Source organism: Mycobacterium sp., assembly GCF_049647605.1.
GTDB lineage: Bacteria > Actinomycetota > Actinomycetes > Mycobacteriales > Mycobacteriaceae > Mycobacterium.
Genome location: NZ_JBARXZ010000159.1, coordinates 25208 through 36844, shown reverse-complemented (window position 1 = coordinate 36844; position 11637 = coordinate 25208). Strand labels below are relative to the sequence as shown.

Here is an 11637-nt window from a genome sequence, read left to right as displayed (position 1 = left end):
CGCCATCCTGTGGAGCCGCCCAGGGGAATCGAACCCCTGACCTTCTCATTACGAGTGAGATGCTCTACCGACTGAGCTAGGGCGGCGGCACCCGGCAAGCCGGGCGGAACGAGTCTACGGGTAGGCCGTCCAGCCCACCAAACTAGTCGCGCAGCGCCTGGCCGACGGTGGCCACCATCGCGTCGACAGCAAACTTCGGCTTGACGTTGACAGCCAATGCTTCGCGGCAGGCCAACACCGCCTCGACACACCGCAACAGCCGCTCCGGAGAGGCGTGCGCCGCCATCGCCGACACCTGGTCGGCCATGTCGGGATGATTCGGGGCCACGCCGCGCACTCCGGACGAGATCAGCAGTGCATCCCGGAAATAGGTGGCCAGATCGATCAGCGCCCGGTCGAGGGCGTCCCGAGACGCCCGGGTTTGCCGCGACTTCTGCCGTTTCTCCAGGTCCTTGATGGCGCCGGCGGCCCCCCGGATCGCCCCCGCCGCACCTTTGCCGGTGCCCCCGGCCCCCAGTGCCGTCCGCAGTTCCTCGGTCTCGACCTCGTTGCGCCCCTCGGTGAGCGCTTTGGCCTCGATCTCGGCGGCGGCCACCAATTCCTCGGCGGCGGCGTACGCGCGTGACGGCGTGGCCGCATCCCGGGCCATTCCCAGGGCTCGCTTACGCCGGTCGCGGGCGTCGGGGTCGGTGGCCAGGCGCCGGGCCCGCCCGACGTGCCCACCGCTGACCGAGGCCGCCCACTCCGCCTGTTCGGCGCTCAGACCGTCGGATTCGATCAGCACCTGCGCGATGGCCTCGACCGTCGGCGTCACCAGCGCAACATGCCGGCACCGCGATCGCAGGGTGATGGAGATGTCCTCTGGATCCACCGACGGCGCACACAGCAGGAACACCGTCGACGGGGGCGGCTCCTCGACGACCTTGAGCAGGGCGTTGGCCGCTCCTTCGGTGAGGCGGTCAGCGTCTTCGACGACCACGATCTGCCAACGGCCGGTACTGGGCCTGCGGGAGGCGATCTGCACGATGTTGCGCATTTCGCCGACTCCGATGGACAGCCCTTCCGGCACGATGCGCCGCACGTCGCCGTGTGTCCCGGCCATCGTGGTGGTGCAGGACCGGCATTCACCGCACCCCGGGGTGCCCTCCGCGCTGCACTGCAGCGCCGCGGCAAAACACAGCGCGGCGATCGATCGGCCGGAACCCGGCGGGCCGGTGAGGAGCCACGCGTGTGTCATGGTTCCCGCGCTCAGGGCGCTGTGAGATGCACCACCACGCGCAGCGGTAGCCGCAGCCACCAGCTCCGCCTCCACCGCATGCTGGCCCACCAGGCGGGCAAAAACCCCGGACATCACCGTCAACCCTAGTGGGTGGCAGCGACAAGGCAGCCTTGACCGATACGGTTACCGGGTGACCACGGACTCACTACCCGGAGGGCGAATCAGCGCATTCGTCCGCTGGGTGGTACGCACCCCGTGGCCGGTCTTCACCCTGGGCATGCTGCAGGCCGACATCATCGGCGCCCTCTTTGTCCTCGGGTTCCTCCGGTTCGGACTGCCGCCGGAGGACCGGGTGCAGCTCCAGGACCTGCCCACGATGAACCTGGCGATCTTCCTGGCCGTGCTGTTCGTGTCGTTCGGCATCGGCGCCTATGTCAGCCTCAAGCTGCTCATGCCGGTGTTCCGCTGGCAACGCCGCGACGGGTTGCGCGCCGACACCGACCCCCAGCAGATCGAAGCCACCGAACTCGCCCGCGCCAGAGCTCTGCGGATGCCGATCTACCGCACCCTGATCAGCCTGACGAACTGGTGCATCGGGGGCATCGTGTTTGCGCTGGCCGCCTGGTCGACAGCCAGACACTCGCTGCCGGTCCTCGGCGTGGCCACCGCTCTGGGCGCCACTGCGACCACCATCATCGGCTACCTGCAGTCCGAGCGGGTGCTACGCCCGGTGGCCGTTGCCGCGTTGCGAGGGGGTGTCCCCGAGACGTTCCACGCTCCCGGCGTGATCCTGCGGCAAGTCCTGACCTGGGTGCTGTCCACCGGCGTCCCGCTGCTGGCGATCATCCTCAGCGTCGGCGCCAGCAAATTGTCGCTGTTCCGGGCCACCGCCGACAGCACCCTCATCCCGATCCTGCTGATGGCGCTGGCCGCCCTGGTGATCGGGCTGGCCGGCACGGTTCTGGTCGCGATGTCCATCGCCGATCCACTGCGGCAGCTGCGGTGGGCACTCGGTGAGGTGCAGCGGGGCAATTACAACGCCCACATGCAGATCTACGACGCCAGCGAGTTGGGTCTGCTCCAGGCCGGCTTCAACGACATGGTGCGCGACCTCGCCGAACGACAGCGCTTGCGCGACCTGTTCGGCCGCTACGTCGGCGAAGACGTGGCCCGCCGCGCACTGGAACGCGGGACCGAACTCGGCGGTCAGGAACGCGACGTCGCAGTGCTCTTCGTCGACCTGGTCGGTTCCACCCACCTGGCGTCCACCCGCCCACCCGGCGAAGTGGTGAAACTCCTCAACGAGTTCTTCCGGGTCGTCGTGGACACCGTGGCCCGGCACGGCGGATTCGTCAACAAGTTCCAGGGTGACGCCGCCATGTGCATCTTCGGCTCCCCGATCGAGCATCCAGATGCCTCCGGTGCGGCGCTGGCCGCGGCTCGCGAGATGCATGCCGAGCTGCTGCCGGTGCTCGGCAATGCCGAGTTCGGCATCGGAGTCTCCGCCGGACGCGCCATCGCCGGCCACATCGGCGCCCAGGCCCGCTTCGAATACACGGTGATCGGCGACCCGGTCAACGAAGCGGCCCGACTCACCGAACTGGCCAAGCTCGAACCGGGCCGGGTGTTGGCGTCGGCCACCGCGGTCAGCGGTGCCGTCGACGCGGAAGCGCTGGCCTGGGATGTCGGCGAGATCGTCGACCTGCGCGGCCGCACCGCACCCACTCAGCTGGCACGGCCGGTGAATCTTGCTGTGCCGAGAGAGCTCTCGCGCTAGGCCTTCTTCACAGCTTTCTTGGCCGGAGCCTTCTTCGCCGGAGCCTTCTTCGCCGCGGCTTTCTTGACGGCCTTCTTGGCCGGCGCCTTCTTCTTCACCGGCCCCCGAGCACGCCTGTCGGCCAACAACTCCGAGGCACGCGCATCGGTGATCGACAGCACGTCGTCACCCTTGCGCAGGCTCGCGTTGGTCTCGCCGTCGGTGACATACGGACCGAACCGGCCGTCCTTGATCACCATCGGCTGCCCGGAAGCCGCGTCGGTGCCCAACTCCCGCAGCGGTGGAGCCGAAGCAGCTTGGCGGCCACGGCGTTTCGGTTCGGAGTAGATCTTCAGCGCCTCGTCCAGCGTGACGGTGAACATCTGCTCTTCGTTGGCCAGAGACCGGGAATCGGTGCCGCGCTTGAGATACGGGCCGTAGCGGCCGTTCTGCGCGGTGATCTCCTCGTTGTTCGCCGGGTCCACACCGACGATCCGCGGCAGCGACAGAATCCGCAGCGCATCCTCGAGGGTCACCGTTTCCAGGTCCATCGACCGCAACAGCGAACCGGTCCGCGGTTTCGGCCCGGTGGGCTTCTTGCCCTTCTTGGCCGCCACACCGTCTTCCGGCTCATCCGGCGGGGGCAGCACCTCGGTGACGTACGGCCCGTACCGCCCGTCCTTGGCGACGATCTCGTGTCCACTCACCGGGTCGACACCCAACGAGCGCCCCTCCTGCGGAGTGGCAAACAGCTTTTCGGCCAGTTCGAGAGTCAGCTCGTCCGGGGTCAGCTCGTCATTGAGGTTGGCGCGCTGCGGTTTGAGCTCCCCGTCCGGGGCGTCCGGATCGACAATCATCCGTTCCAGGTACGGGCCGTTGCGCCCCACCCGGACATTGACCGCCCTGCCTTCGGCATCATCGAAGAGCTTGATGGAGTTCACGACTCGCGCGTCGATGTCCTCCAGGTTGCCGCCGACCAGCTTCTTGAGCCCACCGGCCCGGGCGATCGACCCGTCGACACCGTGATCGCCACCGAAGTAGAAGTTCGACAGCCAGTTGGTGCGCTGCTCGGTACCGGAGGCTATCGAGTCCAGCTCGTCTTCCATCGCGGCGGTGAAGTCATAGTCGACCAGGCGGCCGAAGTGGTGCTCCAGCAGCCCGATCACCGCAAAGGCCACCCAGCTGGGCACCAGGGCGCTGCCCTTCTTGTGCACGTAGCCGCGGTCTTGGATGGTCTTGATGATCGACGAGTACGTCGACGGCCTGCCAATCCCCAGCTCTTCCAGAGCCTTGATCAACGAGGCCTCGGTGTAGCGCGCAGGCGGATTTGTCGAGTGCCCGTCCGGGATGAGCTGGTTGGCCGTCACCCGCTGACCCTGGGTCAGATTGGGCAGCCGACGCTCGGCATCGTCCGCCTCGCCCCCGGCCTGCTCGTCCAAGCTCTCGACGTAGGCCTTCAAGAAGCCGGCGAAAGTGATGGTGCGGCCGCTGGACGAGAACGTCACCTGTTGGCCGGTACTGGCGTCACCTGAGATCCGCAGGCTCAGCGTGGTGCCACGGGCGTCCGCCATCTGGGAAGCCACGGTGCGCTGCCAGATCAGCTCGTAGAGGCGGAACTCGTCATTCTCCAGCTCCCGACGCACCCCATCCGGGGTGGCGAAGGTGTCACCGGCCGGGCGGATGGCCTCGTGGGCCTCCTGAGCGTTCTTGACCTTGCGGGTGTACTGCCTGGGCGACGGGTGCACGTACTGCTCGCCATAGAGCTGTGCGGCCTGCGTACGGGCCGCATTTATGGCCGACTGCGACAGCGTGGTCGAGTCGGTACGCATGTAGGTGATGTAGCCGTTCTCGTACAGCCGCTGCGCGACGCTCATGGTCCGCTCCGAGGAGAACCGCAGCTTGCGGCCGGCTTCCTGCTGCAGCGTCGACGTCATGAACGGCGGATACGGCTTACGGGTGTAGGGCTTCTCCTCCACCGACGAGACCGCCAGCGTGGCGCCCTGCAGTCCGCTGACCAGCGCACCGGCAGTGGCCTCGGTGAGTACCACCACCTCGGCGGGTTTGCGCACCGCGCCCAGGGAGTCGAAATCGCGGCCGGTGGCCACGCGCAGTCCGTCGACCGAGACCAGTCGCGCGTTGAAGACCGGCGGCTGGGCGTTCGGATCGGACACGCTGGCGTCCAGCTCGGCGGCGATATCCCAGTATCCGGCGCTACGGAACGCCATGCGCTCACGTTCGCGCTGCACGATGATCCGCGTCGCCACCGACTGCACGCGGCCCGCCGACAGCTTCGGAGCCACCTTTTTCCACAGCACCGGGGAAACTTCGTAGCCGTAGAGCCGGTCCAGGATGCGCCGGGTCTCCTGCGCGTCGACCAGATCGATGTCCAGATCGCGAGGCGACTCGGCGGCCGCCCGGATAGCGGGCTCGGTGATCTCGTGGAAGACCATCCGTTTGACCGGGATGCGTGGCTTGAGGGTCTCCAGCAGATGCCAGGCGATCGCCTCACCCTCGCGGTCACCGTCTGTCGCCAGATAGAGCTCGTCGACGTCCTTGAGGAGGCCCTTGAGCTCGGTGACCGTGCTCTTCTTCTCGGGGCTGACGATGTACAGCGGTTCGAAGTCAGCGTCGACGTTGACCCCGAGCCTGGCCCACGGTTCGGACTTGTACTTCGCCGGCACATCGGCCGCCGCACGCGGCAAGTCGCGGATGTGCCCTCGAGAGGATTCGACAATGTAGTTCGGACCCAGATAGCCCGCGATCTTGCGCGCCTTGGTCGGGGACTCGACTATGACAAGACGTCGAACCCCACCCTTACTGCCACCGTTCCCACGGCTATCGCCAGCCACCAGCGCCTACGCTCCACTCCTGCGGTCTTGCTCGCTTCTGCAGCCCCCCGACCCTGCGGGGAATAGCCAATTTTGCATTGCGGGCCTCCCGACGCAAACCGGTTGTCGGTCTCATTTCTACGTCACAGCCATCAGACACGTGGCCACTGGGTGAACGCCTCGACATCACCAGGTGGTTCCCCCACGTTCTCTACCAGCCGCGATAGCCGTCGACGGCCACTGATCCGCAGCGCCGGGCGCGCCCCTCTGGTGCCGATCAAGGTCGGCGCAATTCCGACCCGCATCAGTGCCGAAGCCAGCGGGGAATGGGTGTCCGGGGCATGTGGGTCCAGCCCAAGCAGGTATCGGTCGGCTTCCGGGGACCCGGCCGCCAACGTCCAGGCCCGCAACTCGCGCGGACCGGGCAGCCACAACGGCGGAACGGTCTTCACCGCCCCACGTGTCCAGTCCTGCGCGATCCGCGTCAGCCGCGGATCGACAGCCGTGCGCACCAACGGAGTGTTCTCGTCGGTGCGACCGATCTCCGGTTCCAGACCTGCCTCGGCGATCATCTCGGCCAGTGCGGCAGCTCGCCACAACTGGTCGACAACCACCGACAGCCGGGCACCGGAGTCCTGCAACACCACCTGTCCGCCAGCGGCGAGCAGGCCCGTCAGGTCGGTTACCGCAGGCGGCACCGACTCAGCGGAGAAGAAGGACAGCTGGGCCACGCCACTGACAGTAGGGCAGCGACGCTCAGACACTTGAAAAGAAACACCCCCGCCGGACCAACCAGCGGGGGTGCAATCGTCAAGTGACGGGTGGCTCAGACGGCGCGGACGCCGGTGGCCTGCGGGCCCTTGGGGCTCTGGCCGACCTCGAACTCGACCCGCTGGTTTTCTTCGAGGGTACGGAATCCCGAACCCTGGATTTCCGTGTAGTGGACGAACACGTCAGCGGAGCCGTCCTCGGGTGCAATAAAGCCGAAGCCCTTTTCCGCGTTGAACCACTTCACAGTTCCCTGTGGCATCTTTCGATCTTTCCTTAACTTGTAACTACCGGGTGCGACACATCGATGTTCGATGAGCCGGGCCCGTTCCGACCGCACATCCTTCGCAGGAACCGCGACCGCAACGTCGATCCTGCGAGAGCGTTTGACACCACACAGAAGCTGCGACCACCCATATCCAAGCACGTTCGGGGCCGACGCGACAGTCTCGTTGTCACTCCGCTCGTGAACAATTCTTGATGTGACGGCAAATTTCGGCGGCGAACTGCTCTCCGCGGCGCTCTCGAAGGCGGTTTCCGGAGCCGAATTCGGCGAGGATCCGCTGCGTCACGTCGCCGAGTTGCCGGCCCAACAGGGACGCCCGACACACTGGCCTACCTGGGCAGATGCCGAATTGGTGGCACTGTTCGCGGAGCGAGGTATCAGCGCACCGTGGTCGCATCAGGCCGAAGCCGCCGAGCTGGCGCACTCCGGACGGCACGTGGTCCTGAGCACCGGTACCGCATCCGGAAAATCGTTGGCTTATCAGCTGCCAATTCTCCAGGCACTCGCCACCGACCGCCGCGCGCGGGCACTTTATCTGTCCCCGACGAAGGCGCTGGGGCACGATCAACTGCGCTCCGCGTACCAACTGACCGCCGCGGTGTCACGCCTTCGGGACGTCGCACCGACCGCCTACGACGGTGACAGCGCCACCGAGGTGCGCCGGTTCGCCAGGGAACGGTCCCGCTGGCTGTTCTCCAACCCCGACATGATCCACCTGTCGATGCTGCGCAACCATGCCCGCTGGGCGGTGTTCCTGCGCGGACTGCGGTACATCGTCGTCGACGAGTGCCACTACTACCGGGGCGTCTTCGGCTCCAACGTGGCGATGGTGTTGCGCCGGCTGCTGCGGCTGGCCGACCGGTACTCGGGATCACCCACCGTCATCTTCGCCAGCGCGACCACCGCCGCCCCCGGCGAGACCGCCGCCGAACTCATCGGGCAGACCGTCGCCGAGGTCACCGCGGACGGTTCACCCCACGGAGCCCGCACCGTTGCGCTGTGGGAGCCCGCGCTGCGAACCGACATCACCGGCGAGAACGGCGCCCCTGTCCGACGGTCCGCAGGCGCGGAGGCCTCGCGTGTGATGGCCGACCTGATGACCGAGGGAGCCCGCACCCTGACATTCGTGCGGTCGCGGCGCGGCGCGGAACTGACCGCGCTCGGCGCCAAGGCACGCCTCGAGGACATCGCTCCCGAACTTGCCGACAAGGTGGCCTCCTACCGAGCCGGCTACCTGGCTGAGGATCGACGTGACCTCGAGCAGGCTCTGGCCGACGGACGATTACGCGGGGTGGCCACCACCAATGCTCTGGAACTCGGCGTCGACATTTCCGGCCTGGACGCGGTGGTGCAGGCCGGCTTCCCCGGCACCGTCACCTCGTTCTGGCAGCAGGCGGGCAGATCCGGACGACGCGGACAGGGCGCCCTGATCGTGCTCATCGCGCGTGACGACCCATTGGACACCTACCTGGTGCACCATCCGGCGGCGCTACTGGACAAGCCGATCGAACGAGTGGTGATAGATCCCCGCAACCCCTATGTTCTTGGTCCCCAATTACTCTGCGCGGCAACAGAATTACCCGTCAGCGACGCCGAGGTTCGGCTATGGAGCGCCGATCAGGTGGTGGGCGAGCTGGTTGATGATGGCCTGCTGCGGCATCGATCCGGCCACTTCTACCCCGCGCCCGGCGTCGATCCGCATCCAGCGGTCGACATCCGCGGCTCCAGCGGCGGACAGATCGCCATCGTCGAATCCGGCACCGGGCGGCTGCTTGGTGGCGCCGGGGCCGGACAGGCGCCGGCGACGGTCCATCCAGGCGCGGTCTACCTGCATCAAGGCGAAAGCTACGTGGTCGACAACCTGGACTTCGAGTCGGCGGTGGCATTTGTACACCCCGAAGACCCCGGCTACACCACACACGCCCGCGAGCTCACCGACATCACCGTCACCGCACCGGGCGAGCACGTCGACCTCGGCGATGTCACGCTGGGCCTGGTGCCCGTCGCTGTCACCCACACCGTGATCGGCTATCTCCGCCGAACCCTGGCCGGCGAGGTGATCGATTTTGTCGAGCTCGACATGCCGACCAGCACCCTGCCCACCGTTGCCGCGATGTATACGCTCACTCCGGAACTGTTGGAGCGCAACGGGATCGAAGAGCTGCGAATCCCCGGCGCCCTGCACGCCGCCGAGCATGCCGCCATCGGCCTGCTACCGCTGGTCGCCAGCTGCGACCGGGGCGACATCGGAGGGCTGTCAACCGCCGTCGGCCCGACGGGACTGCCGACGGTGTTCGTCTACGACGGCTACCCCGGCGGGGCCGGGTTCGCCGAGCGCGGATTCCATCAGATCCAGACGTGGCTCGAGGCCACTACAGAGGCGATCGCCGCCTGCGAATGTCCACAAGGCTGTCCGTCATGTGTGCAATCACCGAAGTGCGGCAACGGCAATGATCCGCTCGACAAGGCCGGGGCGGTCACCGTGCTCCGCTGCGTGCTCAACGAATTGACACGGTGCCGAATGTGAAACTGAACATGAAGCTGCCGAACACGGAACTGGGACAACCAAGGCGGACGACCGACCCCTCGACGGCCGACCTCCTGGACAGGCGCCACGCGACCGTGGCCTTGCAACTTCCCAGGTGCGGTCGAACGGTCGGACAACACGATCCGTTCCCCATCCCGACAGGTCGGGCGCAGACGCCGAAGCTACCCGCATTCCGGGGGCTGCGCAAATCTTTTGGACCCCGTTGTTCGACAGCGACCGCAGCGAATCGTCGGCTCACCGCAGCGATTCTTGCGATCTTCTTCGGAATTCGTCGCTAACTTACGCGCCGAGGGTGAAACCGGCAGTAAAATCTACGCATGGCGCACGACTGGCTACTCGTCGAGACGCTGGGCGAGCAACCGGTGGTGGCAGCACAGGGCCACCAGCTGAAGAATCTCGTGCCGGTTTCGGTGTTCCTGCGACGCAATCCTCACCTCGATGCGCTCACGGCTGCGGTCGCGGAAACGGCCCTCTCCGCGGCGCCGCTGCGACGGCCAGTACCGAACTGCGAGCGGGTGATCCGCGCCGAGCCGGTGGTGATGTCCGACGGCAGGGTCCACGGTGTACACGTCTGGCTGGGGCCGGCAGACGCCGAACCGCCGCCGCGGGCCATTCCCGGTCCACTGGTGTGGAACCTGACCACCGGTGTCGCCACCGGTACCGTCGAATCGCTGACCAACAGTGGACTGAACCCCGAAACCGAGCGCACCGACGGCCGAACGTTCGCTCAGGACCTCCCGACACGGGATATGCAATCCAATGAAACCCAGGTGCTCTCGCTTGCCGTGCAGAACCGGCCGGGCACCACGATCTGCGACCTGTGGGATGTCACCGACCATTCCGGCGAGCCGATCACCGTCGGGTTCGTGGCCCGCTCCCGGATCGAGACCGCCGCCGACGGAACCGCGCACCTCATCGCGCGCGCGATGAACTGGCGCAGCCACCGCGAAACCCCGGCCGTTGCACCCGATCACCTTGCTCAACGAATACTTGACGGGCTGGCCCGACCCGGTAGTTACCGCGCGCTGGTGGACATCAACACCTGGACCCTGCTCAAGTGGCTCGATCAGCCGTGTCCGCTCTACGACTGGCGTGACCGGGCCGGCGCCCCCTGGGTCCATCCCGATGACCTGACCCTCATCGAGGCCATGACAACCGAGTTGGGCAGCGGCGTCACCGAACGGGTACTGCGCCTGCCGGGTCGTCACACGGACTGGGTTTCGATGCACGTCACGGTGCACAGGGTGGAGCTCCAGCCCGGTGCGTTCGCCGGGCTGATCACGCTACGCGAACCCACCGGCACCGAACTCGATCACCGCTGACGTCCGTCACCGGCGACAGGCCCGGCCCGCGCGCTGGCCCGTGCATACCCGGCCCCCCATCGCCCCACATGGACCGGAATCTCTACGCGGACCACCACATCGAGCCCATCGGTGGCGCACCCGGAATTCTGGGCCCGCATCGCCGTGACGACCGTTTGGGCCGCCTCACACGCCGCACCCGGTCCGCCGACAAGCCAGGCCGCAGCAGCCAGTGCCGCCAAGTCGGCGGCGGCCTGTGCGCGGTGCCGCGCCACCACTGCCGCACCGACCTGCGTCGCTGCCACCGTCACCACCATCACGACCGCGATCATCGCCGCGGCCAGCACGGTGGCGGCGCCCTGATCGTCACGAAGGCCATCAGCCGGGTTCGACCATCGCGACCGCGTCTGCACTGAGCGTGACGCCCGGAAGTCCCGCCGGGCCGGCCGTGACCGTCGCGACAAAAAACTGTCCGTCACGCCGGATCTGGACACCGGCGCCCGCGGGAGCGATGCGCTGCGCAACCGGTATCGCGGATGCGTCACCACGTGCTGCCAGCCGGGCCGCTTCCCTGGCGGCGTCGACGCAGCGGATCTGCGCCGCCATGGCACCGAGGCCCGCCGCGCACAGCGCCAGAACTGCCACCAGAGCGGCGACGGCCAATGCTGCTTCGACGGTGGCGATTCCGGCCTCACCGGCTAGGCACTGGTGTTCAGGGCACGACCGATGATGCCGGTGAGTGCCCCGACAACGGAGTCTCCGGTGACCACCGTGTACAGAATCGCGCCGAACGCCGCCGCGGCCACCGTGCCGATGGCGTACTCGACGGTGGACATGCCCGTCTCGTCGACGGCCAGCAGCAGTATCCGGGTCCGGATTCGCTGAATCATGTTTTCCATCAATGGTTCTCCCCTTTTCTTGGTATTGAGCG

At 67.1% G+C, this 11637-nt stretch carries 10 protein-coding genes and 1 tRNA gene; 3 read left to right on the top strand and 8 right to left on the bottom strand.

From position 1 onward, the window contains the following. Window positions 1–10 precede the first annotated feature (10 nt). Window positions 11–86: transfer RNA gene (locus tag WBB07_RS20425), tRNA-Thr, on the bottom strand. A gap of 56 nt (window positions 87–142) precedes the next feature. After that, complete coding sequence (locus WBB07_RS20420; protein WP_526310179.1) at window positions 143–1351, bottom strand: DNA polymerase III subunit delta'; 1209 nt, start codon at window positions 1349–1351, stop codon at window positions 143–145. Here WBB07_RS20420 and WBB07_RS20415 point away from each other — a divergent pair. Further along, the gene (locus WBB07_RS20415; protein ID WP_526310239.1) at window positions 1350–2996 is read left to right on the top strand and encodes an adenylate/guanylate cyclase domain-containing protein; all 1647 of its coding nucleotides are present in this window, start codon (window positions 1350–1352) and stop codon (window positions 2994–2996) included. The two genes, WBB07_RS20420 and WBB07_RS20415, sit on opposite strands and share 2 nt — an antisense overlap. On the opposite strand, the gene topA is transcribed toward WBB07_RS20415, so the two are convergent. The 3 genes from topA to WBB07_RS20400 all read right to left on the bottom strand — a co-directional run bounded on the left by topA (window position 2993) and on the right by WBB07_RS20400 (window position 6833). Next, complete coding sequence (gene topA / locus WBB07_RS20410) at window positions 2993–5824, bottom strand: type I DNA topoisomerase (RefSeq protein WP_526310178.1); 2832 nt, start codon at window positions 5822–5824, stop codon at window positions 2993–2995. The genes WBB07_RS20415 and topA overlap by 4 nt on opposite strands. 131 nt (window positions 5825–5955) lie before the next feature. Beyond that, entirely contained in the window at window positions 5956–6534 is a 579-nt protein-coding gene (locus tag WBB07_RS20405; RefSeq protein WP_526310177.1) for a hypothetical protein, read from the bottom strand. 95 nt (window positions 6535–6629) lie between these two features. Beyond that, window positions 6630–6833 (bottom strand): cold-shock protein, encoded by a 204-nt coding sequence (locus tag WBB07_RS20400; RefSeq protein WP_005138711.1) that lies wholly within the window; start codon window positions 6831–6833, stop codon window positions 6630–6632. Between the two features lie 220 nt (window positions 6834–7053). Between WBB07_RS20400 and sftH the strand changes: the two genes are divergently transcribed. Both sftH and WBB07_RS20390 read left to right on the top strand, forming a co-directional pair. Continuing rightward, entirely contained in the window at window positions 7054–9384 is a 2331-nt protein-coding gene (gene sftH, locus WBB07_RS20395; RefSeq protein ID WP_526310176.1) for a DNA 3'-5' helicase SftH, read from the top strand. Window positions 9385–9722: 338 nt separating this feature from the next. Beyond that, on the top strand, window positions 9723–10727 hold the full coding sequence (locus WBB07_RS20390) for a PAS domain-containing protein (RefSeq protein ID WP_526310175.1): 1005 nt from the start codon (window positions 9723–9725) through the stop codon (window positions 10725–10727). Here WBB07_RS20390 and WBB07_RS20385 read toward each other — a convergent pair. The 3 genes from WBB07_RS20385 to WBB07_RS20375 are packed head-to-tail and all read right to left on the bottom strand — an operon-like array spanning window position 10718 to window position 11605. Then, complete coding sequence (locus WBB07_RS20385; RefSeq protein WP_526310174.1) at window positions 10718–11119, bottom strand: Rv3654c family TadE-like protein; 402 nt, start codon at window positions 11117–11119, stop codon at window positions 10718–10720. The two genes, WBB07_RS20390 and WBB07_RS20385, sit on opposite strands and share 10 nt — an antisense overlap. Continuing rightward, a complete protein-coding gene (locus WBB07_RS20380; protein ID WP_526310173.1) occupies window positions 11085–11369 on the bottom strand; it encodes a TadE family type IV pilus minor pilin in 285 nt (94 codons plus the stop codon). The genes WBB07_RS20385 and WBB07_RS20380 overlap by 35 nt, the downstream gene beginning before the upstream one ends. Before the next feature lie 35 nt (window positions 11370–11404). Beyond that, entirely contained in the window at window positions 11405–11605 is a 201-nt protein-coding gene (locus WBB07_RS20375; RefSeq protein WP_526310172.1) for a DUF4244 domain-containing protein, read from the bottom strand. Window positions 11606–11637 lie beyond the last annotated feature (32 nt).

Coding starts and splice junctions, on each gene's coding strand:
- WBB07_RS20420 (WP_526310179.1), bottom strand. CDS start 1,351: ATGTCCGGGGTTTTTGCCCGCCTGGTGGGCCAGCATGCGGTGGAGGCG.
- WBB07_RS20400 (WP_005138711.1), bottom strand. CDS start 6,833: ATGCCACAGGGAACTGTGAAGTGGTTCAACGCGGAAAAGGGCTTCGGC.
- WBB07_RS20375 (WP_526310172.1), bottom strand. CDS start 11,605: ATGGAAAACATGATTCAGCGAATCCGGACCCGGATACTGCTGCTGGCC.
- WBB07_RS20390 (WP_526310175.1), top strand. CDS start 9,723: ATGGCGCACGACTGGCTACTCGTCGAGACGCTGGGCGAGCAACCGGTG.